Origin of the sequence: Acidovorax sp. LjRoot74 (genome assembly GCF_964254355.1) — a bacterium.
Classification (GTDB): domain Bacteria; phylum Pseudomonadota; class Gammaproteobacteria; order Burkholderiales; family Burkholderiaceae_C; genus Acidovorax.
The window spans coordinates 1,391,779-1,415,277 of record NZ_CAXUTI020000001.1 but is presented as its reverse complement, the minus strand read 5'-3'; the positions used below and the strand labels follow the sequence as shown (position 1 = coordinate 1,415,277).

Genomic DNA, 23,499 nt, shown 5'->3' with positions numbered 1-23,499 from the left:
CCAGGAGACAAGAACATGGATTTCGATTTTTCTGATGACCAGGAACAACTGCGCGACGCCGTGCGCAAGTGGGTGGACAAGGGCTACACGTTTGAGCGCCGCCGCGCCGCCGTGGCCGCCGGCGGTTTTGACCGCGCCGCCTGGGGCGAACTGGCCGAGTTGGGTCTGACCGCGCTGACCGTGCCCGAGGCGCACGACGGCATGGGCCAGGGCGCCATCGACGCCATGGTGGTGGCCGAGGAGCTGGGCCGTGGCATGGTGCTGGAGCCCATCGCCCAGGCCTTCATCGCCAGCAGCGTGCTGTCGCACTACGCACCGGCCGACGTGCAAGGCGCCTGGCTGCCGCGCGTGGCCAGTGGCGAAGCGCTGGTGGTGCTGGCCTATCAGGAGCGCAAGGCGCGCTACCGCCTGGACGTTTGTGAGGCAAAAGCGGCCTCTGCGCCTGCTGGATATGCCGTAACAGCTACAAAAAACGTAGTAACTGCGGGTGACCAGGCCGATGCCTTCATCGTGCCTGCACAGCTGGACGGCAAGATTGCCCTCTTCCTCGTGGAACGCTCCGCAGCGGGCGTGACCACACGCGGCTACGTCACGCAAGACGGCAGCCGCGCCGCCGAAGTGCAACTGGCCAACGCCCCCGCCACGCTCATCACCACCGACGGCCTGGCCGCGCTGGAGCTGGCCGTGGACACCGGCATCGCCGCCACCTGCGCCGAGGCCGTGGGCGTGATGGACAAGACGGTGTCGCTCACCGTCGAGTACATGAACCAGCGCAAGCAGTTCGGCGTGTTCATCGCCAGCTTCCAGGCGCTGCGCCACCGCGTGGCCGACATGAAGATGCAGCTGGAGCTGGCCCGCTCGATGAGCTACTACGCCAGCCTGAAACTGGGCGCCCCCGCTGCCGAACGCCGCGCCGCCATGGCCCGCGCCAAGGTGCAACTGGGCCAGTCCATGCGTTTTGTAGGCCAGCAGTCGGTGCAACTGCACGGCGGCATCGGCGTGACCGATGAATACATCGGCAGCCACTATTTCAAGAAGCTCACGCAACTCGAAATGACCTTCGGCGACACCCTGCACCACCTGGGCGAGGTGTCGGCCCGCATGCAGGACACGGCTGGCGTGTTCGCGTAAAACAGGGCTGTCACGCACTTGTGCAATGCTCGTGGGCTGACCGGTCCACGGGCATTTTTTCTTTCAGGAGACCTTCCGATGAATACGCTGTGGCTGCAACGCCGATCCCTCGTCCTCGCCACCGCTGCTGCCGCAGCCACCCTGGCCCTGGCCGGTTGTGCCACCCAGAGCCCCGGCCTGGCCGAGGCCCCGTCCATCGTGTTCGTGCACGGCAACGGCGACACCGCGGCGCTGTGGCAGACCACGGTGTGGCGCTTCGAATCCAACGGCTGGCCGCGCGAGCGCCTGCACGCCATCGACCTGCCCTACCCGCTCTCGCGCGATGAAGACGCCAAGCCCCAGCCCGGCCGCACCTCCACCGCAGAACACATGACCTACCTGAAGGCCGAGGTGGACAAGGTACTCAAGGCCACCGGCGCCAGCAAGGTCGTGCTGGTGGGCAACTCGCGCGGCGGCAACGCTATCCGCAACTACATCTACAACGGCGGCGGCGCCACCACCGTGAGCCACGCTGTGCTGGGCGGCACCCCCAACCACGGCGTGTGGGCCATCCCCGGCTTTCGTGAAGGCAACGAGTTCTCGGGCACCGGCCCCTTCCTCAAGGGCCTGAACGCCCCCAAGAACGCCGCAGGCGACGAGGTGAGCGGCCCGGTGCGATGGATGACCATCCGCTCGGACAACAACGACAAGTTCGCCCAGCCCGACGGCGTCTGGATCGGCCAGAAAGGCACGGCCACCAACGTCACGGCGGCTGGACCCGAACTCAAGGGAGCCACCAATGTGGTGATCCCGCGCATCGACCACCGCGAAACCTCGTACTCGCCCGCAGCGTTTGAAGCCACCTACCGCTTCATCACCGGCAAGGCTCCGCAGGCCACCACCATCGCAGCAGAAAAGCAGGTGGTGCTGAACGGCAAGGTCACCGGCCTGGGCGTGGACCCGGCCGACCCGAAAACCGGCAACTTCAGCAACAACCTGCCGCTGGTGGGTGCACAGTTGGAGGTGTATGCCACCGATGCCGCCACCGGCGCCCGCACTGGCAACGCCTTGCTGCGCAAAACCGTGGGAGCCGACGGCCAATGGGGACCGCTGACGGTGCCCACCGGGTCGCCTGTCGAGTTTGTCATCTCGGCGCCGGGCTATGCCACCACCCACATCTACCGCAGCGGCTTCCCGCGCAGCAGCGGCCTGGTCCACCTGCGCGCTGAGCGCATGGCAGACGCAGACAAAGGGGCGGAATCCATCGTGACACTGACCCGCCCCCGCGGATACCTGGACCCGGCGCGCGACAAGATGCTGCTGGACGGCGCCGCGCCTGCCGGCGTGCCCACAGGCGCGGGCGTGGCATCTGCCAAGGTCAAAACCACCGGCGGGCAACGCCCCATCGCGGCGGAGTTCAATGGGGAGAAAGTGACGGGCCAGACCTGGCCTGCGGCGCAGGGGCGTGTGGTGATGCTGGAGCTGTCCTACTGAAAAGAAAGATGCGGCACCGGCAAGATAGGCCGGTTGCCGCCCATCGGCCCGGCAGGGCCAGAAAACGCATCACGCCAGCAGGCGCGATGACTTGGGCACATGCGCGATCAGAAAGTCCATCTGGTCGGCCAGGATGCGCCGGTTGCGCAGAATGAAGTCTTCCCACAGGCTGGGCACATAGGGCGCATACAGCAGCGGCATGTGCGCCTGTTCGGGCGTACGCGGGCCCTTGCGGTGGTTGCAGGGGCGGCAGGCCGTCACCACGTTCATCCAGTGGTCCTGCCCGTTGCGCGCAAAAGGCACGATGTGCTCGCGTGTCAGGTGTTCCTCGTGGAAGTGGCCACCGCAATAGGCGCACACATTGCGGTCGCGGGCAAAGAGTTTGCTGTTGGTGAGGCTGGGCTTGAGGTCGAACGGGTTGATGCTGGGCACCCCCTTGGTGCCGATGATGCTGTTGATGGCGATCACCGATTGCTCGCCCGTGATGGCGTTGTGTCCGCCCCGGAACCGGGCGATCTGGCCGCCAGACTCCCAGCGCACCTCCCCGGCGGCGTAATGAATCACCGCCTGTTCGAGCGAAATCCACGATTGGGGCAGCCCTTGGGCCGACAGCTTCAAGACCTTCAAAACACGCCTCCTGGAACACAAAGTACACAAGGACATGACTGACGCACAACAGGACTCTGGCAAGTGGTTCGCCCGAGGGAACAGGCGTTTATTGCATCCCGATTTGCGCAAGTCCCAAAGGATTCTGAACACAGATGTCTCGCGGGCAGCCCTGCGCGGGGCCAGCCGTGGGTCACAATATACTCTTTTTGTGACGAATTGGCGTCCTGCGCTTGATGGACTTGCGCATGCTGCTATCAAAAAGATAACAAACCGATGAAGATCTTTCGCGGATTCCACCACCCGGGCATTGCCAATGCCTGTGCGCTGACCATCGGCAACTTCGATGGTGTGCACCGGGGGCATCAGGCCATGCTGGCCCTGCTGAACAGCGAGGCGGCACACCGGGGCGTAGAAAGCTGCGTGCTCACCTTCGAGCCCCACCCGCGTGACTACTTTGCCGGGGCCCATAACAAGCCGGAACTGGCCCCTGCCCGCATCGGCACCTTGCGCGACAAGCTCACCGAATTGGCCCGCTGCGGTGTGCAGCAGACGGTGGTGCTGCCTTTTGACGCGCGGCTGGCCAGCCAGTCGCCCGACGCTTTCATCGATGAAGTTCTGGTGCGTGGCCTGGGGGCCCGCTATGTGCTGGTGGGCGACGATTTCCGCTTCGGCCGCCAGCGGGCGGGTGATTACGCGATGCTGGATGCGTCGGGGCAAACCAAGGGCTTTGACGTGGCGCGCATGAACAGCTACGAGGTGCATGGGCTGCGCGTGTCCAGTTCGGCAGTGCGCCAGGCGCTGGCAGCGGGTGACATGGAGGCGGCTGCACGCCTGCTGGGGCGGCCCTACACCATCAGTGGCCACGTGGTGCACGGCCGCAAGCTCGGGCGCGAGCTGGGCGCTACGACAGAAGGCGCGGGCGACGGTTTTCGTACGCTCAACCTGCGGTTTGCGCACTGGAAGCCCGCCGCCAGCGGCATTTTTGCGGTGCTGGTGCATGGCCTGGCCGATGCCCCGCTGCCGGGGGTGGCCAACCTGGGCGTGCGCCCCTCGCTGGACCCGAACGACGTGAACGGTGGCCGCGTGCTGCTCGAAACCCACTGCCTGCACTGGCCTGCCGATCTGGGCCCTGAGGGGGCGTACGGTAAAATCGTGCGCGTGGAACTGCTACACAAACTGCACGACGAGCTGAAATACGACGGTCTGGACGCCCTGACGAAGGGTATCGCCAAAGACTGCGCCGACGCGCGTGCCTACTTTGCCTCGGCCCAGGCACACAACCACACCGAAACCCGGCGCCAGACCACCCGCGATCGAATTTGAGGGAGCTGCTTCGCGCAGCGCCCGCCTGACGGGCCCGTCATCTTTAGCGCTCCAACCCCGTTCTTGCTCCGGGCCTTGCCCCGGATTGCCCCGTTTTTAAGGCTCCCTCATGTCCGACGACAACGCCAGCACTCCCTCCACGGATTACCGCAGCACGCTGAACCTGCCCGACACCCCCTTCCCCATGCGTGGCGACCTGCCAAAGCGCGAGCCAGGCTGGGTGAAGGAATGGGAAGACCAGGGTACCTACAAGCGCCTGCGCGACGCACGCCGGGGCGCGCCAAAGTTCATCCTGCACGATGGCCCGCCTTACGCCAACGGCCAGATCCACATGGGCCATGCGGTCAACAAGATCCTGAAGGACATGATCACCAAGGCGCGCCAGCTCGAAGGCTTTGACGCGCTGTATGTGCCGGGCTGGGACTGCCACGGCCTGCCGATCGAAAACGCCATCGAGAAGAAACACGGCCGCAACCTGAGCCGCGACGACATGCAGGCCAAGAGCCGCGCGTTTGCCACCGAGCAGATCGCGCAGCAGATGGTGGACTTCAAGCGCCTGGGCGTGCTGGGCGAATGGGACAACCCCTACAAGACCATGAACCCCGCCAATGAAGCGGGCGAGATCCGCGCCTTCAAGCGCGTGATGGAGCGTGGCTTTGTGTACCGGGGCCTCAAGCCCGTGTACTGGTGTTTTGACTGCGGCTCGTCACTGGCCGAGTTCGAGATCGAGTACCAGGACAAGAAGAGCACCACACTGGACGTGGCCTTCAAATCGCACGATCCCGCCAAGCTGGCTGCCGCCTTTGGCCTGCCAACGCTGGCCAAAGACGCCTTCGTGGTCATCTGGACCACCACCGCCTGGACCATCCCCGCCAACCAGGCGCTGAACCTAAACCCCGAAATCACCTACGCGCTGGTGGATGCGGGCGAGCGCATCCTTCTCGTGGCCGAGCCGCTGGTGGCCTCGTGCCTGGAGCGCTACGGCCTCACCGGCAGCGTGCTGGCCACCACCCTGGGCAAGAACCTGGGCGGCCTGGAATTTGAGCACCCGCTGTACGACGTGGCCAGCGAAGACGGCAGCTTTGGCTACCGCCGCCTGTCGCCTGTGTACCTGGCCGACTACGCCACGGCCGACGACGGCACAGGTATCGTGCACTCGTCGCCCGCCTACGGCCTGGAAGACTTCAACTCCTGCCGCGCGCATGGCATGGCGCTCGACGAGATCCTGAACCCCGTGCAGGGCAACGGCACCTATGCGGCCGATTTCCCGCTGTTCGGCGGCCAGCACATCTGGAAGGCTGTGCCCGTCATCATTGAAGCGCTGCGCAACGCGGGTCGGCTGATGACCACCAAGGACATCACGCACAGCTACCCCCACTGCTGGCGCCACAAGACCCCGGTGATCTACCGCGCCGCTGCCCAGTGGTTCGTGCGCATGGACGAAGGCGAAGGCGTGTTCACCAAGGCCGGTGAAAAGCCCGCCAAGACGCTGCGCCAGATCGCGCTCGACGCCATCGAGCACACCAGCTTCTACCCCGAAAACGGCAAGGCCCGCCTGCACGACATGATCGCCGGGCGACCGGACTGGTGCATCTCGCGCCAGCGCAGTTGGGGCGTGCCTATCCCGTTCTTCCTGCACAAGGATTCGGGTGAACTGCACCCACGCACCATGGAAATCATGGACCAGGCGGCCGACATCGTCGAAAAGGGCGGCATCGAGGCCTGGAGCCGCGTGACCACTGAAGAAATCCTGGGTGCTGCCGACGCACCCCACTACACCAAGAGCACCGACATCCTGGAAGTGTGGTTCGACTCCGGCTCCACCTTCAGCCACGTGCTGCGCGGCACGCACCCCGAGGTGCACCACGACACGGGTCCTGAGGCCGACCTGTACCTCGAAGGCCATGACCAGCACCGGGGCTGGTTCCACAGCTCGCTGCTGCTGGCCTCCGCGCTGGAAGGCCGTGCGCCGTACCGTGGCCTGCTGACCCACGGCTTCACCGTGGACAGCCAGGGCCGCAAGATGAGCAAGTCGCTGGGCAACGGCATTGACCCGCAGGAAATCAACAAGAAGCTGGGCGCCGAAATCATCCGCCTGTGGGTGGCCGCCAGCGACTACTCCGGCGACATCGCGGGCGACGAGAAGATCCTCGCGCGTGTGGTGGACGCCTACCGCCGCATCCGTAACACGCTGCGCTTCCTGCTGGCCAATGTGAGCGACTTCGATCCCGCCAAGGATGCCGTTCCGTTTGACCAGATGCTGGAGATCGACCGCTACGCCCTCACGCGCGCAGCCGAATTCCAGGCCACCGTGCTCGCGCACTACAAGGTCTACGAATTCCACCCCGTGGTGGCCAAGCTGCAGCTGTACTGCTCGGAAGACCTGGGCGGCTTCTACCTGGACGTGCTCAAGGACCGCCTGTACACCACGGCGCCCAAGAGCCTGGCACGCCGCAGCGCGCAGACCGCGCTCTACCAGATCACGCACGCCATGCTGCGCTGGATGGCGCCGTTCCTGTCCTTCACGGCCGAAGAAGCCTGGAAGGTGTTCGGCAGCTCCGACTCCATCTTCCTGGAAACCTACGGATCCATCGCTGGCGCCGACGAAGGCCTGCTGGCCAAATGGTCGCGCATCCGCGAGATCCGCGACGCGTTGAACAAGGAGATCGAAGCGCTGCGTGCCGACGGCAAGGTGGGCTCGTCCCTGCAGGCCACCGTCGCGCTGACGGCAGCCCCCGAAGACCATGCGCTGCTGGCCAGCCTGGGCGACGATCTGAAATTTGTGTTCATCACATCCGCTATCGAACTGATAGCTGGAAACGATCTACAGATCCGCGTAAACCCCAGTTCTGATGCCAAATGTGAGCGCTGCTGGCACTACCGCAGTGACGTGGGCAGCGATGCCGCACACCCCACCATCTGCGGCCGCTGCACCGCCAACCTGTTCGGCAGCGGCGAGAGCCGGGCCCACGCGTGATGGCGAGCGCCACCGCACGCAACGGCCCGCGCATCTGGGTCTGGCTGGCCTGGGCCGCGCTCCTGATGGTGGCCGACCAGATCACCAAGACGCTGATCCTGAGCCACTACCAGCTGGGCGACTCCACGGTCATCACCAGCTTCTTCAACATCGTGCGGGCGCACAACACCGGGGCGGCGTTTTCGTTCCTGGCCAATGCCGGGGGCTGGCAGCGTTGGCTGTTCACGGGCATTGGCGCGGTGGCCACGATTTTCATCGTGTGGCAACTGCGCGCGCACCCGGGGCAAAAGCTGTTCTGCTTCTCGCTGGCCAGCATCCTGGGCGGCGCCGTGGGCAATGTGGTGGACCGCCTGATGCACGGCTACGTGGTGGATTTTCTGGACTTCCACTGGGATTTCCTCTCGGGCCTTTTCCACGGTGGCCATTTCCCAGCCTTCAACCTGGCGGACATGGCCATCAGCATCGGGGCCGCCTGCCTGATCCTGGATGAGTTGCTGAGAATGCGGCGCGAACGCTGAGGCGGCACAACCGGCCTGCGAGCCGCGCCACACCCCCATCCACCAACGGCCCGCAGAACGCGGGCCGTTGTGCTTTGGGCACTGGCAGGAGCAACGCCCCACCCCAACCGCACCAGATGCACAGGCCCCTTGCGATGGCAAGGGCATCTGCACAGACGCTATCGATTCAGGAGTATGCTTATATGTCAGTTTTATGACAAACCAGGGTTGCGGTTGTTTTTTGCAGCAGCCGTTGCGGGTGGGGCCACACGCGGCGCGGGCATGTGCCACACATGCGGCCGATGCACAGCAGGCAACACTCCCCCGGCAAGGCGCCGCACAATGGGGTCATGAACGCAGTGCCAGCCCCGATGGGGCTGGTCGGAATCTTGCGCAGATCACAAGAAGAAGAAACAACGGGTATTCATGAAGCATCTCCTCAACCTCCTGGCAGCCGTGGCGCTGCTGATCTGGGGCACCCACCTGGTGCGCACCGGCATCCTGCGGGTCTTCGGCGCCAATCTGCGCCAGCTCATAGCGCACAGCGTCAGCAGCCGGTTCACCGCCGTGCTCTCGGGCATCGGGGTGACGGCCGTGGTGCAGTCGAGCACCGCCACCGCGCTCATCGTGTCGTCCTTTGTGGGCCAGGGCCTGGTGGGCCTGCCCGCCGCGCTGGCCGTGATGCTGGGGGCCGACGTGGGCACCAGCGTGATGGCCGTGGTGTTCTCGATGGACCTGTCATGGCTCTCGCCGCTGTTCATCTTTGTAGGCGTTGTGCTGTTCATCTCGCGCAAGGACACCGCCGTGGGCCGCGTGGGCCGCGTGCTCATCGGCCTGGGGCTGATGCTGCTGGCGCTGCGGCTCATCACCGAATCGACCACGGTGCTCACCCAGTCCCCCACCGTGCGCACGCTGCTGGGCGCGCTCACCAGCGACCTGCTGCTGGAGATTTTTACCGGCGCCGTGCTGGCCATCGTGGCGTATTCGAGCTTGGCCACGGTGCTGCTCACGGCAGCATTGGCGGGCTCGGGCGGTATTCCGGCCGACGTGGCGCTGGGCCTGGTGCTGGGTGCTAACCTGGGCAGCGGCGTGCTGGCGGTGCTGACCACCATGAAAGCCAATGTGCAAACGCGCCAGGTGCCGCTGGGCAACATGTTCTTCAAAATCATTGGCGTGGTCATCATGACGCCGCTCACCGGGCTGTGGCTGCAGCATGTGCGGCCCTATGTGCCCGAGACCGCCGCGCTGGTGGTGCTGTTCCACCTGGCGTTCAACGTGGTCGTGGGCATTGTCTGCATCGGCCTCACCGGCACCGTGGCCCGCACCGTGCAGCGGCTGCTGCCCACCGAAAAAGCCCCGGCCGCCGCAGGCACCCGGCCCCAGCATCTGGATCCGTCTGCCCTGGCCACGCCGTCCCTGGCCATCTCCTGCGCCGCACGCGAAGCGCTGCACCAGGCGGACGTGGTCGAGTCCATGCTGCTGGGCCTGCAAAAGGTGATTCAGACGGACGACCTGCAGCTGGCTGAGGACCTGCGCAAGCTCGATGACGAGGTGGACGGCCTGTACTCGGCCATCAAGTACTACATGACCAAGATCTCGCGCGAGGCGCTGGACGAGCGCGAGGGCCGCCGCTGGGCGGACATCATCAGCTTCACCATCAACATGGAGCAGATCGGCGACATCATCGAGCGCGTGCTCATCGACATCGAGGACAAGAAGATCAAGAAGGGCCGCCAGTTCTCGGAAGCCGGCATGGAAGAGATCAACGAGTTGCACGCCCGCCTGATCGACAACCTGCGCCTGGCGATGAGTGTGTTCTTGAACGGCAGCGTGCGCGATGCGCAAAAGCTGCTGGAAGAAAAAGCCCGCTTCCGCGACCTGGAACACGCCTATTCGGCCACCCACCTCGCGCGCCTGTCGGACAACACGGTGCCCAGCATCGAGACCAGCTCGCTGCACATCGACCTGATCAGCGAGCTCAAGCGCATCAACTCGCTGCTGTGCTCGGTGGCCTACCCCATCCTGGAATCGGCCGGCGCACTGGCGCCCAGCCGGCTCAAGACGATGGTGGACCAGGGCTGAGAAAAGAGAAGCAGAACACCTGCTGGCGCCCGCCCGTGCCCTGCGACAAACAGGGCCACGATGGGGCTAGCGCAGCAGGGCCAGCACGCCTTGCTGGTTGGCCTGGGCCACCATGGCCGTGCCCGCCTGTTGCAGGATTTGCGAGCGTGACAGGTTGGCGGTTTCGGCCGCGAAGTCAGCATCCAGGATGCGGCTGCGCGAGGCTGACAGGTTTTCGGATGTCACCTGCAGGTTGCTGATAGAGGTTTCGAAACGCGATTGCAGTGCACCGAGTTTTGCGCGCTCGCCATTGATGAAGGCCAAGGCCGAGTCCACCGTTTTGAGTGCGGAGGTCGCTGTTGCAAAAGTCGTTACATCCAGAGTTGACACGGTCTGGAGAGACGACGCTCCAGCACTTGCCATGTTCGTCGTCGTAGGCGTGATGGAGAACGATTTTTCGGAATCGAGGGTGACATAACCCATGGTTCTCGCGTTATCCGCCGTGCCGTTGACAGCCAGCACAACAGGCGCCCCCACGTTGGCGCCACCCCCATCCAATTTCTGCACGGATACCGTCCCGGGGTTCGGGGTGTTGGTGTCCGATATCAGGATGTCATTGCCCTTTGCCTGAGTCAGCAATACGCGGGAGCCATTGGAGTTCAACGCAGCGGTAATCCCCGTCTTCGCGGACTGATCGTTGACCGCCGTGACCACCGCAGCCAAACCGTCGGCCGTGTTGCTGGACGACAGGGTGAAGGAGATCATGTTCAACATGGTGTGGTCCGTCGACACGCCGATCAGGTAGGAGCCTGCCGCGCCAAAGGCTAGGCTCACCTCGGTGCGTGCTGTGGCCCTCACACCGGTATCTGCCTTGACAGCATTCATCGAATCGGCAATTTGCGACGCAGTGGCCACCGACCCCACAGCAACCGTCTGGCCGCCAGCGAATCCATTCACCGTCAAAGTACCCGCCAGCAAACCGGCGTAGTTGTTGTTGGGGTTCGTAGGAGGGCCCATGGCCACGGCCTGGTTGTTGCCGTATGCGTTGGTACGCAGGTTACCCGTGGCCGCCACGATGGTCTGATTGGCGTTGGCACCCACCTGGAACTGCTGGGTGCCGAATGTGCCATCCAGCAGCCTGGCGCCGTTGAATTCTGTGGTCTGCGAGATGCGGTCCAGTTCGGACACCAATTGGCCCACTTCCTGTTGCAGGGCCTGCCGGTCGCCAGCGCTGTTAGAGGCGTTGGCCGACTGCACTGCCAGCTCACGCACACGTTGCAGGATGTCGCCGGATGCCTTCAACGCACCTTCGGCGGTTTGCGCCAAGGAGATACCGTCATTGGCATTGCGAACAGCCTGGTTCAGGCCCCGGATCTGGCTGGTGAAACGCTCGGAAATCGCCAAGCCGGCAGCGTCGTCCTTGGCGCTGTTGATGCGCAGGCCCGACGACAGGCGTTGGATAGAGTTATTCAGCGAGGTCTGGCTCATGCCCAGGTTGCGCTGGGCCGTCAGCGATGGCACGTTGGTATTGATTGTCGAAGCCACGTGGATTCCCCGCCCATTCCGCTCGCTGGAGTTTTCGTGTTGTTGTGTGGAGCGCGGCAGAACCAACGCTTGACCTTGTTTCGGCCAGGCCAGAGCGAACTTGAGGTGCTTTTGGCGCCGCTGCGGGTATCCCCGGCTCCCGTATCTTGCGAAGTACAGAGTCTGGGGGCATCGGCCTCGGAGAGAACAGACCGTCAGGCCGCCACGCCCACCCTCTCCTCAGCCAACCCCGTGTACTGCAGCAGCCCCGTCACCAAGGCATCAAACGTGTACCTGCAGCGCGGACTGTTGCGCAGGTCTTCGTGCATCACCACCCAGGTGTCCAGCCCGGCACTGAACTGCGGTGCCAGCAGGTGCACCAGCTGCGGTGTGCGCCGCGCCAGTGCCACCTGGCATATGCCGATGCCGCCGCCCGCACGGATCAGTGCCAGCTGGGCCAGGTCGCTGTCGCTGCGCAGGGCAAAGTCCTCGTGGCGCCACGGGGGAAGCAGCTTGCGCGCGGCGCGGATGAACGGGGTTTCCTGGTCAAAGCCGATCAGCCGGTGGTGCGCCAGGTCTGCCAGTGATGTGGGTGTGCCCTGGGCCTGCAGGTAGGTGGCATGGGCGTGCAGGCCCAGCGCCACCACGCCCACGCGGCGGGCGATGAGGGCCTCCTGGCGGGGCTCGGTCATGCGGATGGCGATGTCGGCCTCGCGGTGGAGCAGGTCCTGCACGCGGTTGCTCAGCGCCAGCTCCACGGTCAGCCCGGGGTGCCGGGCCTGCAGCTGGGCCAGCAGCGGGGGCAACACTTCCACACCCATCACCTCGCTGGCCGTCACGCGCACGGTGCCCCGCACGCCCTCGCCATGACCGCTGGCCGCCCGCGCCAGGGCCGCCGCCGAATGCTGCATGGCCTCGGCATAGGGGCGCAGTTCCCGCGCAGCGTCGGTGGGCAGCAGGCCCTGCTGCGAGCGGGTGAACAGGGTGAGCCCCAGGGCTTGCTCCAGCGCGGCGATGTGGCGTCCCACCGTGGGCTGGGTCACGCCCAGGGCCCGGGCCGCACCCGACAGCGAGCCTTCGCTGAGCACACCCAGGTAGGAGCGGTACAGCTCCCAGCCAATCGATTCTGTAGTGGGTTGAGTCATACATAAATGTATAGCTTCACCTTTGTTTTAAGCAATTTTCTTTTGCCAAGCACCGCTTCACACTGGCGCCCATCACCACGGCAACGGCCACATCCATGGCCACACAAGGAGCACTTTCATGGCACAAGGCAACAAGGTTCTGGTTCTGGGCGCCACGGGCGGCATTGGCGGCGAGGTGGCACGCCAGTTGCGCGACCGGGGGTGGGAGGTGCACGCGCTGCACCGGGGCGTGGCGCAGGCCCGCGAGCAGCGCGACGGCATGACCTGGATCCATGGCGACGCCATGCGGCGCGAAGACGTGGTGGCCGCTGCTGCGGGCTGCGACGTGATCGTGCACGCGGTCAACCCGCCCGGCTACCGGCGCTGGGGCGAGCTGGTGCTGCCGATGATCGACAACACCATTGCGGCGGCCACCGCCACCGGGGCCACGGTGGTGCTGCCCGGCACGGTCTACAACTATGGGCCGGACGCCTTCCCGGTGCTGCGCGAGGACGCAGCGCAGCAACCCAGCACCCGCAAAGGCGCCGTACGCGTGGAACTGGAGCGCCGCCTGCAGCAGGCCACCCAGCCCCACCCGCTGGGCCCGGGCACCTGCCGCGTGATCATCGTGCGGGCGGGTGACTACTTTGGCCCCCAGGTGGGCAACAGCTGGTTTGCACAGGGCCTGGTGCGGCCTGGGCAACCGGTGGCCAGCGTCAAGCAGCCCGGCCGCCCGGGCGTGGGCCACCAGTGGTCCTACCTGCCCGATGTGGCGCGCACCATGGTGTTGTTGCTGGAGCGGCGCCCAGAGCTGCCCGCGTTTGCGCGCTTCCACATGGCGGGGCACTGGGATGCCGACGGCACGCAGATGGCCGGTGCGATCGGCCGCGCCGTGGTGCGCAGCGGCGGCGCGGCGCCCCGGGTGCAGGCGTTTCCGTGGTGGCTGGTCACGCTGGCATCGCCGTTGGTGGCCACCTTGCGCGAGCTGCGCGAGATGCGCTACCTGTGGCAGCAGCCCGTGCGCATGGCCAACGACCGCCTCCTGGCCGTGCTGGGCACCGAGCCCCACACCCCGCTCGATGTGGCGGTGCAGGCCACGCTGCAGGGGCTGGGCTGCCTGCCCGCAGCCGAGCTCACTGCCCCAGGTAGCCCGCGATCACCAGGCCAGCTTCCAGCGTGAACAGGCCCTGGGCGACCTGCGCACGCAGCCCATCCAGCGGCAGCAGGTCAAAACGCTCGACCTCGCCATCCTGGTTGCTGGGCTCCATGCCGCCCGGCACCTGGGCGCAGAACCAGTCGATGCGCTCGCGCATATAGCCCGCGCCGCCGCCCTCGCGGCTCGGGCGGCTGAAGTCCACATGGCCGCCGTGCCGCAGGCCCTGCAAGGCCTCGACGTGCAGGCCGGCTTCTTCCCAGGTTTCGCGCGCCAGGGCCTGGGGCAGCGAATCGGCGGCCGAGACCATGCCGCCCATGAGCGTGTCCCACAGGCCGGGGTTGTTGGGTTTGGTCATCGAGCGCTTTTGCACCCACATGCGGCCATCGGGCGCCAGGCCCACCAGGTGCACGGCGCGCGTGGCAATGCCCAGCACGCGCACGGCGCCGCGCTCCACGGTGGCCACCACTTCGCCCTGGGGGTTGGTCACCGCCAGTTGCTCGTTGCGCCAGGGGCCACACAGGCCCGCCTCGCGCAAGGCCTCAGCCAGGGTGTTGAGCGCGTCGGTGATGGCGTCTGCAGGCGCCTCGGCGGGCACATCCAGGTGCCAGGCGGGCGCACCAGAATGCTCACCATTTGATAGCTTATAGCGCTTATCCAGCAGGCGGTAGAGGCCAATTTGGCTCAAAAAGCCATCCGCCACCGACCCCACCACCTGCCCGCCCACCACCAGCGGCTGGCGCGGCTGGGCCGGGGGCAACTGGGCCGACGCGCGCGCGCCCGCCAGCCAGTGGTCGAACGCAGGGTTCTGCACGCCGGTGTTCACAGCGTGAGGATGGTGCAGCCCGTGGTCTTGCGCGCTTCCAGGTCCCGGTGGGCCTGCTGCACCTCGGCCAGCGGGTAACGCTGGTCGATGTGGATCTTCACCTGCCCGCTGGCCACCACGGCAAACAGGTCGTCGGCCATGGCCTGGGTGGCTTCGCGCGTGGCGATGTGGGTGAACAGCGTCTGGCGTGTGACGTAGAGCGAGCCCTTGGCCCCCAGGCTGCCCGGCGCAAACGGCGGCACGGGGCCCGAGGCGTTACCGAAGCTGGCCATCAGGCCGAAGGGGCGCAGGCATTCGAGCGACTTGTCCCAAGTGTCCTTGCCCACCGAGTCGTACACCACCTTCACGCCCTTGCCGCCGGTGATCTCCTTCACGCGGGCGGCGAAGTCCTCTTGCTGATAGTTGATCGCGTGCGCCGCGCCGTTGGCCAAGGCCAGCTGGCACTTGGCATCCGAGCCCGCCGTGCCGATGAGCTGCAGGCCCAGCGCCTTGGCCCACTGGCTGGCGATCAGGCCCACCCCACCAGCCGCCGCGTGGAACAGCACGAAATCGCCGGGCTCCAGCCCTTCCACAGGGCACGTCTTTTTGAGCAGGTACTGCGCTGTCAGCCCCTTGAGCATCATGGCCGCGCCGGTCTCGAAGCTGATGGCGTCGGGCAGCTTGCACACACACTTGGAGGGCATCACGCGCACTTCGCAGTAGGCACCCGGCGGGTTGCTGGCATAGGCGGCGCGGTCGCCCACCTTCAGGTGCGTGACACCCTCGCCCACGGCCTCGACCACGCCTGCGCCTTCCATGCCGATGGTGGCGGGCATGGTGAGCGGGTACAGGCCGGTGCGGTGGTACACGTCGATGAAGTTCAGGCCAATGGCGTGGTGGCGAATGCGGATTTCGCCAGGGCCGGGGTTGCCCACGGGCACATCGACGAGGTGGAGTTCTTCGGGGCCGCCGTGCTGGCGGATCTGAACGGCGAGGGTCATGGGTGGCTCCTGTTGCGAACGACAAATGGGATCAAAGTACGGGCAAGGCCGGTACCGACCAAAACGGCGGTCATCCTGCCATGAAACGGCGGGCCGTGCCCGCTACCTAGCGCGGCTGCCCGGCACGTTTCAAGGGCGTTACCAACGCATGCTGCAGCGCAGCGCGCGCACCGTTACAGTGCAGCCCCATGACTCAAAAACTCACACCCGGCACGGCCGTGCTGCTGGTGATTCCGCCCCTGCTGTGGGCTGGCAACGCCGTCACGGGGCGGCTGGTGCATGACCTGATTTCCCCCGCTGCCCTCAATTTCATCCGCTGGGTGCTGGCCTTTGCCATCCTGCTGCCGCTGGCCCACGGTGTGCTGCGCAAGGACAGCCCGCTGTGGCCCCACTGGCGCCGCTATGCGCTGCTGGGGCTGCTGGGCATTGGCCTGTACAACGCGCTGCAGTACATGGCGCTGCAGACTTCCACGCCCATCAATGCAACGCTGGTGGGCTCCAGCATGCCGGTGTGGATGCTGGCCGTGGGCGCGCTGTTCTTCGGGGCGGCCGTGACACGGCGCCAGGTGATGGGCGCGCTGCTGTCGGTGTGTGGCGTGCTGCTGGTGCTGAGCCGGGGCGAATGGTCGCAGCTGCTGGCGTTCCGCCTGGTGCCGGGCGATTTGTTCATGCTGCTGGCCACGATCTCGTGGGCGTTCTACAGCTGGCTGCTGGCGCGTACCAGCGAGCCGGGCAGCATCCGGAGCGACTGGGCCGCTTTCCTCATGGCACAGATGGTGTTTGGCCTGGCCTGGTCAGGCAGCTTTGCCGGGGCCGAATGGGCCACCGGCCACGCGCATACCACCTGGGGCTGGCCGCTGGTAGCAGCGCTGGCCTTCATCGCCGTGGGCCCTGCCGTGCTGGCCTACCGCTGCTGGGGTGTGGGCGTGCAGCGGGCGGGGCCTGCGGTGGCGGGCTTTTTTGTCAACCTCACGCCGCTGTTTGCGGGTTTGTTGTCGGCCGCGTTTCTGGGCGAAACGCCCCAGGCGTTCCACGGCGTGGCGTTTGCACTGATCGTGGGCGGGATTGTGGTGTCGTCGCGGCGCTGAGGGCTGCAGGATTTGAATAAAAATCGGCCTTGCCGCGCGTCCATCATGCCTTTAAAGCTATTAAAAATATAGCAATTATTCCTGCAACCCCTGGCGCCGCCACCAGGGGTATGGACAGCAAGGGCGGACGGCAGTATGTGGCGGATGTGGGGCCTGCCGGGCTGGAGAGCCCCGCCCGCCTTGTGGCCCTCAGCCGGGCAAATCGAGGTCTTCGGCGGTGGTGGTGACCGGCTCCAGCAGCGCCTCCAGCTCTGCCACGGGGACAGGCCGCCCCATCAGGTAGCCCTGGAAGTAGGTGCAGCCGTACTGGGCCAGCAGCTTCTTTTGTGCCTCGGTTTCCACGCCTTCGGCGATCACGTCCAGCTCCAGGTTGCGCGCCATGCCCAGGATGGTCTGCACGATCACGTCGTCGGTGTGCCGCATGCCCAGGTTGTGCACGAAGGACTGGTCGATCTTGAGCTGGTCCAGCGGTAGCCGCGTGAGGTAGGCGAGCGAGGAGTAGCCGGTGCCGAAGTCGTCCACCGAAAAACGCACGCCCTTGGTCTTGAGCGTGCCGATCTTGGCGATGGTGTCTTCCACGTTGTCCAGCACCAGGGATTCGGTGAGTTCGAGCTTGAGCAGGTGCGGCCGCGCACCGGTTTCGCGCAGCACCTCGACCACGCGCGCCACAAAGTCGCGCTGGCGAAACTGCCGCGCGCTCACGTTGACCGAGAGCTGCAGGTGCTGCATGCGCGGGTTGCCCTGCCAGGCGGCGAGCTGCTCGCAGGCGGTGCGCAGCACCCAGTGGCCCATGGGCACGATGAGTTCGCTTTCTTCTGCCACGCCGATGAAGGCCCCTGGCGCCACCAGGCCGCGTTCGGGATGTTGCCAGCGGATCAGCGCCTCAGCGCCCACCATGCGCCCATCCAGGTGGAACTGCGGCTGGTAATGCAGCACAAACTGGCGCGCCGTGAGCGCTGCCTGCAAATCGGCTTCGAGCTGCGCGCGCAGGCTGATCGCGATCTGCATCTGCGGGTCAAAAAAGCACAGCGCATTGCGCCCCTGCGACTTGACCTGGTACATGGCGATGTCGGCCTGCTTGAGCAAATCCACCGACGACTGGATCGCGCCGCCCATCAGCGTGGCGCCAATGCTGGGCGTGCTGTGGTGGGCATGACCCCCCAGGGTGTAGGGCACGTTGAGCTTGCGCAGGATTTTTTCGCCCACACGGCGGACATAGGCGCCCGCCTCTTCGCTGCTGGCCGACAGGTCGCCCAGCATGACCACAAACTCGTCGCCGCCCAGCCGCGCCACCGTGTCTTCGCGCCGCACGCAGGTCTTCAGGCGCTGGGCCACCTGGCGCAGCAGCATGTCGCCCACCTCGTGGCCCCGGGTGTCGTTCAGGGTCTTGAAGTGGTCCAGGTCGAGGAACAGCAGGGCGCCGTACTGGCCGCTGCGCGCACTGGAAGCGATGGCCTGCTGCATGCGGTCCATGAGCAGGCGGCGGTTGGGCAGGTTGGTCAGCGGGTCGTAGAAAGCGAGGTTCTCGATCTCGGCGCTCGCGCGCCGCAGGGCCGTGACATCGTGGTAGCTGATGACCAGGCCACCGTCGGGCGTGGTGCGCTCCGTGATCTGGATGGTGCGGCCGTTGGAGTAGACCTGTTCATGCGGTTCGTGCTGGGGCTGCTGTTGCCGCAGCAGCCGCTGGTCCACCCAGCGCGCGTGCTCGTCGTCGGCCAGGCGGGGATGGTGGTGCTTGACGGTTTCCTCGATCACCGTGCGAAACGGCAGCCGGGGGGCGACGATGCCCTTGAGCCACGGGAAGATCACCTCGAACTGACTGTTCCACTGCACCACGCAGTTGTTCTTGTCGAGCAGCAAAAAGCCGCTGACCATGGACTCCAGCGCCTGGTCGAGCGTGGCCTTGGATTGGGCTATGGCCACGCGGGCCTGCGAGAGGCGGTCCAGATAACGAAACGCCAGCCCCCCCGCCGCCAGGATCATGGCCACAAACACCAGCGCAGTCAGGCCGATGGCGTCACGCTGGTCGCGCCAGCTGCTCAACGCCTCGTGCAGCGGGATGCTCGCGGAAATCCGCAGGTCCTGGTACAGGATGGGACGAAACACCACCAGGGCGGGCGCCCCGGTGAGGCGTGCCGGAGCCCTCCACTCCAGGCCCAGGTCGGCCAGCTCGGCCAGCGGCGGCGCCAGCGTGGGAGCAATGACTTCCTCGCGGCCAGGCACGCCCAGCAGCAATTGCCCGCCGGCCCGCTCCAGCGTCACCTGCAGGCCGCTGATGTCCACGCCCTGAAGCAGCACCGCGCCCAGGGCGCCCACGGGCAGCTCGGCCACCGCCGCCACACGTGTGCTGTCGGCCAGGCGCAGGTGGCGCGCGAAATACAGAACCCGCTCGGAACTGGCAAAACTCACCACCGGCGCGCTGACCATGAGGGTGGACACCGGCTGCTCCAGCACGGACTCCAGAAAGCCCGCTGGCAATTGCACGGCCAGCGCGCCGCCAGCCGGGTCGGAAGACGCCATGGTTTTGCCAGAGTCGTCCAGCAGCGCCACGTAGCGCACCATCAGGTTCTGCCGGGTGGAGCCGCGCAGGCGCTGGCTGGCCGATTCCGCGTCGATCCAGGGCGCCGTCATGTTCGACAGGTTCAGCAGCTCGTCCATGCTGGCCAGCAGCACGTCCACCGTCAGCAGCGAGCGGTTGAGCGCCGCCTCGGCACCCGCCACAAAACGGGTGGCCTGGGCCTCGCTGTCGTTCAGCGCCACCTTGCGGGCGTTCCAGGCCACGGCAGCCGCCACGATGGCCACTGCCACCACAAACACCACAACCCCGGCCCCGACAAAGGCCTTGATGCGCAACGGGGTCGTGGGCTCTCTCATTTATTTTGCGGGTGCGGCCAACAGGCCACGTGCGGGGCCGATCGTCTGGTTCCAGGCCTGGGCGCAGCGCGCGCCACAGCGCTGCACCCAACGCGGCAGCACGGTGGAGGCCAGTATCTCCTGGCGGCTGCGCTCGTCCTGCGGCGATGCAGGCACGACCACCATGGCGCCCTTGGTGCCCCCGGTGCAGGTGGGCGCGCCCCGGTTGCAGGCCAGGCCCTCGGCAGTCTCGCGTTCGGACTCGGCCCAGATGGCGGACTCCAGCCGGGGCAGCTCGCGCTTGAGCAGCTCGCGCAGGTCGGCAGGCAGGCCCGCCCAGGCCGCCTGGTTGGCGCCAAAAATGGCCAGTCCCCAGGTCACAGGCAGGGTGTGCACATGGGAGGTGAGTGTGGGCAGGCCCAGCAAATTGCCCGACATGGTGCCCGTGATCGCACATTCGGTGTTGCCCGCCGTCAGGCTGGGCACGATCTGGGAAAAACTGGTCAGCACCGGCACGCCGCCCAGGGCCCCGACAAAGTCGGCCTGGGTGGACGACGACACGCGGACGCGGCGCCCCGACAGGTCAGACAGCGCGCGCAGCGGCTTCTTGCAAAAGACCACCTGGGCCGGGTACACATAGATCGCCAGCGCCTCCACGCCATGCTGTTCGCGCAGGGCTTTTTCGAGGTAGGGGCGAAACGCGGTGAGGGTGGTCTTGAGCGTGGCGATGTCGGGGTTCAGGCCCGCCAGATCGGGCGCGGTGTATTCGGGGTATTGCGAGGTGAACGAACTCATCAGCGTGGTGCCGAACGGCACCACGCCCAGCTGCAGCAGGCGCAGCATTTCATTGCCAGGCACCCCGGCCCGGTCAAAGGGGACGATCTCTGCCTGGAACTTGCCGCCACTCAGGCGGGCCAGCTCCTTGTTCCAGAACGGCTCTTCCTGGCGCGTGTATTGGTTCACCCCGGCCAGCCCGCCCACCACACGCAGCTTGTAGGGCGCGGCGGCCTTGCTGCCCGCAGGGTCTGCCCCATGCACCCCGCCCCATGCAGCCAGCGCCACACAAAAAAGCAGGGCATGGCGCCAGTGGGAAAAATTCAAGGTGCGGGGGGTGGTGAGCATGGCAAACAATGGCGAGAAGTATTCCACCAATTTTTCAGCTCCAAAGGCACATTGTCGGCAAAACGCCACGCGTGAGCCTTCGAGAGAACTGGTGCGTGGCATCTGCCAATGAAACGCCCCCGCCGCAGCGCCCGAGGCTGCTGGCATGCCGTTCCTTGCCACCCTTGCCACCATGCGCGCCCTGCCACCAGGCCGTCAGAAGGTGCCGGGGTAGGCGCCACCGTCGGCCAGCACATTCTGGCCGGTCATGTAGCCCGCCTGCTGGCTGCACAAAAAGGCGCAGATGGCACCAAACTCGTCGGCCGTGCCATAGCGGCCCGCCGGGATCTGCGACTGCTGGGTGGCGCGCACCTCATCGACGCTTTTGCCCGCCTTGCCAGCAGCGGCCGTCACGGTGGCCGCGAGGCGGTCGGTGTCGAACTTGCCGGGCAGCAGGTTGTTGATCGTCACGCCCCGCGCCGCGATCTTGCTGCGCGACACCCCCGCCACAAAACCCGTGAGGCCGCTGCGCGCGCCGTTGGACAGGCCCAGGATGTCGATGGGCGCCTTCACAGCACTCGATGTGATGTTGACGATGCGGCCAAAACCCCGCGCCGCCATGCCATCCACCGTGGCCCGGATGAGTTCGATGGGCGTGAGCATGTTGGCGTCCACGGCCTTGATCCAGGCATCGCGATCCCAGTCGCGGAAATCCCCCGTGGGAGGCCCGCCCGCGTTCGTCACCACGATGTCGAAATCCCGACCCGGCCCACCCGCCACGGAGAACACGGCCTCGCGCCCGGCAGGGGTGGTGATGTCTGCCGCCACGGCCAGCACCTGGGGTGCAGAGATTTCAGCATCTTTTTGGCCCTTTGCGCGCGACTGGCTTGCGCATTCAGCTATCAAACGGGTAGCAGCCTGATCGAGCGCATCGGCATTGCGGGCGTTGATGACGACGTTGACGCCCTCGCGCACCAGCGCCTGCGCACAGCCATAGCCCAGCCCCTTGCTCGCGCCGCACACCAGCGCCCATTTGCCTGCGATACCCAAATCCATAACAATCTCCGGTTCTGGTGCTGCACCCTGCAGCCCTGTCAAATCATAAGTGGAGAGTTGCAAGATGAAATGGCTGCACCGTGACGCCCTGGCCGCCTGGCTGGCTGGGGCCGCACTGGCCCTGGTGGCAGGCGCTTCGCATGCCCAGGAAGCCGCCGTGGTCAAACGCGCCACACAATTGCGCGACAGCCCGGCAGACAACGGTGCCAGCCTGGCGCCCCTGGAGGCCAACACGGTCGTCACACGCAGCAGCGAGCGCAAGGGCCCCTGGACCAAAGTGAGCACCCCGCAGGGGGCCACGGGCTGGGTGCACATGTTCGACCTGGGGCCCCAATCGGGTGCGGCAGCGAACAGCAACAACTCCGCTGCCGGTGGCTTGCGGGGCCTGGGGGGGTTGTTTGGCGGCAACAGCGGGTCCACCACCACGGCGACCTCCACCGTGGGCATTCGCGGGCTGGACGCTGAAGACATCGCCAAGGCCCAACCCAACCCGGCCGCCGTGGGCAGGGTTGAAGGCATGCGGGTGAACGCCGACCAGGCACGCCAATTTGCCAGCTCGGCCTCGCTGCATGCGCGGGATGTTCCGGCCATGGCCCAGCCTGCGCTGCCTTCGGGCGGCTCGGGTGCGGGCAACCGCTCCGGCGGCAGCTCGGGCAATCCGTCCGACCCCAACTACAGCCCGAACTGAGGAAATGACCATGCATCGGAATTCCAGCTGGAAGCGCTGCGCCGGGGCGGTCGCCCTGTTCGCGGCAATGGCGGCGGCCCCCCTGGCCGCCCAGAGCCAAAACGTCATGAACAACCTGCTGAACTCCCTGGGCGGTGGCCTGGGTTCGGCCATCACGGGCGGCAAGGCCGCGCCGGCGGCACAAGGTGACGACCTCATCAGCCTGCTGACCCAGTCGATGGAGAACATCGACGAGCCCAAAGAGATCGAGATCGGTCGCCAGCTGGCCGCCCTGCTGCTGGGCGCCAAACCGGCCCACCCCGACATGGCCCTGCAGCGCTACGTGAACCGCCTGGGCCGGTGGATCAGCCTGCAGTCGCCCCGCCCTGGATTGCCCTGGACCTTTGTGGTGCTGGACGACGCGGGCTACAACGCCTTTGCCGCACCCGGCGGCTATGTGTTTGTGACCAAGGGGCTGATCGACCGCTGCGCCGACGAGTCCGAACTGGCAGGCATCCTGGCCCACGAGATCACGCACGTGACCGCCAAGCACCACCTGCAGGCCATCCGGCAAAGCGCCATGGCCGGTGTGGGCACCCAGCTGCTGGCCTCGCAGATCCGCACGGGCAACGTGGCAGGCCAGCTCGTCAAGGACCAGCTGCTGTCGCTGTTCCGCACGGTCTACACCAAAGGGCTGAGCCAGTCCGATGAGTTTGAAGCTGACCGTAGCGGCGTGGCGATGGCCACCAAGGCCGGGTTCGACCCCTACGGGCTGGTGTCGGTGCTGCAGCAGCTGCGCAGCGTGACGCCAGACAACCCGATGTTCACGCTGACCATGTCCACCCACCCCGCCGCCCAGGCCCGCCTAGACTACCTGGAGCAGTCCATGGGCCGGCAGCTTGACGGGCTGGGCGGCTCCCGGGCGACGATTGCGCAGCGCCTGGGAGGCGGTAGCGCACCCACGGCCCCAGCGCCTGCCAACCGGCCGACGCCCGCAGCAAAAAAGGCGGGGTAAGGCACTACCGCTCCCCGGGTGCCAGGGCCAGAGGGCCCTGC

At 66.3% G+C, this 23,499-nt stretch carries 18 protein-coding genes; 10 read left to right on the top strand and 8 right to left on the bottom strand.

Translation table 11 applies throughout. The annotated features are described in order from the left end of the window. Positions 1-15 precede the first annotated feature (15 nt). Positions 16-1,131 (top strand): acyl-CoA dehydrogenase family protein, encoded by a 1,116-nt coding sequence (locus tag ACSQ3O_RS06525; protein ID WP_436138270.1) that lies wholly within the window; start codon positions 16-18, stop codon positions 1,129-1,131. Between the two features lie 78 nt (positions 1,132-1,209). Continuing rightward, the gene (locus tag ACSQ3O_RS06520) at positions 1,210-2,604 is read left to right on the top strand and encodes an alpha/beta fold hydrolase (protein ID WP_436138269.1); all 1,395 of its coding nucleotides are present in this window, start codon (positions 1,210-1,212) and stop codon (positions 2,602-2,604) included. 69 nt (positions 2,605-2,673) lie between these two features. Here the strand turns inward: ACSQ3O_RS06520 and ACSQ3O_RS06515 are convergent, their stop codons facing one another. Beyond that, on the bottom strand, positions 2,674-3,231 hold the full coding sequence (locus ACSQ3O_RS06515; protein ID WP_137746048.1) for an HNH endonuclease: 558 nt from the start codon (positions 3,229-3,231) through the stop codon (positions 2,674-2,676). 255 nt (positions 3,232-3,486) lie between these two features. On the opposite strand from ACSQ3O_RS06515, the gene ACSQ3O_RS06510 reads away from it, so the two are divergent. The 4 genes from ACSQ3O_RS06510 (at position 3,487) to ACSQ3O_RS06495 (ending at position 10,092) form a co-directional block, all read left to right on the top strand. Next, entirely contained in the window at positions 3,487-4,536 is a 1,050-nt protein-coding gene (locus tag ACSQ3O_RS06510) for a bifunctional riboflavin kinase/FAD synthetase (protein ID WP_436138268.1), read from the top strand. A 109-nt stretch (positions 4,537-4,645) separates the two neighbouring features. Further along, positions 4,646-7,513, top strand: a complete 2,868-nt coding sequence (gene ileS, locus ACSQ3O_RS06505) for an isoleucine--tRNA ligase (protein ID WP_436138267.1) — start codon at positions 4,646-4,648, stop codon at positions 7,511-7,513. Beyond that, entirely contained in the window at positions 7,513-8,031 is a 519-nt protein-coding gene (lspA, locus tag ACSQ3O_RS06500) for a signal peptidase II (protein ID WP_436138266.1), read from the top strand. Before ileS ends, lspA begins: the two co-directional genes overlap by 1 nt. Positions 8,032-8,436: 405 nt before the next feature. Further along, positions 8,437-10,092: a Na/Pi cotransporter family protein gene (locus tag ACSQ3O_RS06495; RefSeq protein WP_436138265.1), complete on the top strand. Its 1,656-nt coding sequence runs from the start codon at positions 8,437-8,439 to the stop codon at positions 10,090-10,092. Between the two features lie 66 nt (positions 10,093-10,158). On the opposite strand, the gene ACSQ3O_RS06490 is transcribed toward ACSQ3O_RS06495, so the two are convergent. Together ACSQ3O_RS06490 and ACSQ3O_RS06485 are read right to left on the bottom strand one after the other, a co-directional pair. Further along, positions 10,159-11,616: a flagellin gene (locus tag ACSQ3O_RS06490; protein ID WP_436138264.1), complete on the bottom strand. Its 1,458-nt coding sequence runs from the start codon at positions 11,614-11,616 to the stop codon at positions 10,159-10,161. Positions 11,617-11,810: 194 nt separating this feature from the next. After that, a complete protein-coding gene (locus ACSQ3O_RS06485; RefSeq protein WP_436138263.1) occupies positions 11,811-12,740 on the bottom strand; it encodes a LysR family transcriptional regulator in 930 nt (309 codons plus the stop codon). A 118-nt stretch (positions 12,741-12,858) separates the two neighbouring features. Here ACSQ3O_RS06485 and ACSQ3O_RS06480 point away from each other — a divergent pair, with 118 nt between their 5' ends. Beyond that, the gene (locus ACSQ3O_RS06480; protein ID WP_436138262.1) at positions 12,859-13,899 is read left to right on the top strand and encodes an NAD(P)H-binding protein; all 1,041 of its coding nucleotides are present in this window, start codon (positions 12,859-12,861) and stop codon (positions 13,897-13,899) included. On the opposite strand, the gene ACSQ3O_RS06475 is transcribed toward ACSQ3O_RS06480, so the two are convergent. Both ACSQ3O_RS06475 and ACSQ3O_RS06470 read right to left on the bottom strand, forming a co-directional pair. Continuing rightward, entirely contained in the window at positions 13,853-14,698 is an 846-nt protein-coding gene (locus tag ACSQ3O_RS06475; protein WP_436138261.1) for an NUDIX hydrolase, read from the bottom strand. The two genes, ACSQ3O_RS06480 and ACSQ3O_RS06475, sit on opposite strands and share 47 nt — an antisense overlap. Next, positions 14,695-15,678, bottom strand: a complete 984-nt coding sequence (locus ACSQ3O_RS06470) for a quinone oxidoreductase family protein (protein WP_436138260.1) — start codon at positions 15,676-15,678, stop codon at positions 14,695-14,697. The genes ACSQ3O_RS06475 and ACSQ3O_RS06470 overlap by 4 nt, the downstream gene beginning before the upstream one ends. A 188-nt stretch (positions 15,679-15,866) precedes the next feature. Between ACSQ3O_RS06470 and ACSQ3O_RS06465 the strand changes: the two genes are divergently transcribed. After that, the gene (locus tag ACSQ3O_RS06465; protein ID WP_137746038.1) at positions 15,867-16,766 is read left to right on the top strand and encodes a DMT family transporter; all 900 of its coding nucleotides are present in this window, start codon (positions 15,867-15,869) and stop codon (positions 16,764-16,766) included. Between the two features lie 189 nt (positions 16,767-16,955). Here ACSQ3O_RS06465 and ACSQ3O_RS06460 read toward each other — a convergent pair whose 3' ends face one another. From ACSQ3O_RS06460 to ACSQ3O_RS06450, 3 genes are all read right to left on the bottom strand, one after another. Continuing rightward, a complete protein-coding gene (locus ACSQ3O_RS06460) occupies positions 16,956-19,640 on the bottom strand; it encodes a bifunctional diguanylate cyclase/phosphodiesterase (protein ID WP_436138259.1) in 2,685 nt (894 codons plus the stop codon). Next, positions 19,641-20,741 carry a TRAP transporter substrate-binding protein gene (locus ACSQ3O_RS06455; RefSeq protein WP_137746036.1) on the bottom strand — a complete coding sequence of 367 codons (1,101 nt, stop codon included), beginning with the start codon at positions 20,739-20,741 and terminating at the stop codon, positions 19,641-19,643. Between the two features lie 195 nt (positions 20,742-20,936). After that, positions 20,937-21,776 (bottom strand): SDR family oxidoreductase, encoded by an 840-nt coding sequence (locus ACSQ3O_RS06450; RefSeq protein ID WP_436138258.1) that lies wholly within the window; start codon positions 21,774-21,776, stop codon positions 20,937-20,939. A gap of 64 nt (positions 21,777-21,840) precedes the next feature. Between ACSQ3O_RS06450 and ACSQ3O_RS06445 the strand changes: the two genes are divergently transcribed. Both ACSQ3O_RS06445 and ACSQ3O_RS06440 read left to right on the top strand, forming a co-directional pair. Continuing rightward, positions 21,841-22,464: an SH3 domain-containing protein gene (locus ACSQ3O_RS06445; protein ID WP_137746034.1), complete on the top strand. Its 624-nt coding sequence runs from the start codon at positions 21,841-21,843 to the stop codon at positions 22,462-22,464. 10 nt (positions 22,465-22,474) lie between these two features. Further along, complete coding sequence (locus ACSQ3O_RS06440) at positions 22,475-23,458, top strand: M48 family metallopeptidase (protein ID WP_436138257.1); 984 nt, start codon at positions 22,475-22,477, stop codon at positions 23,456-23,458. The last annotated feature ends 41 nt before the right edge of the window (positions 23,459-23,499 follow it).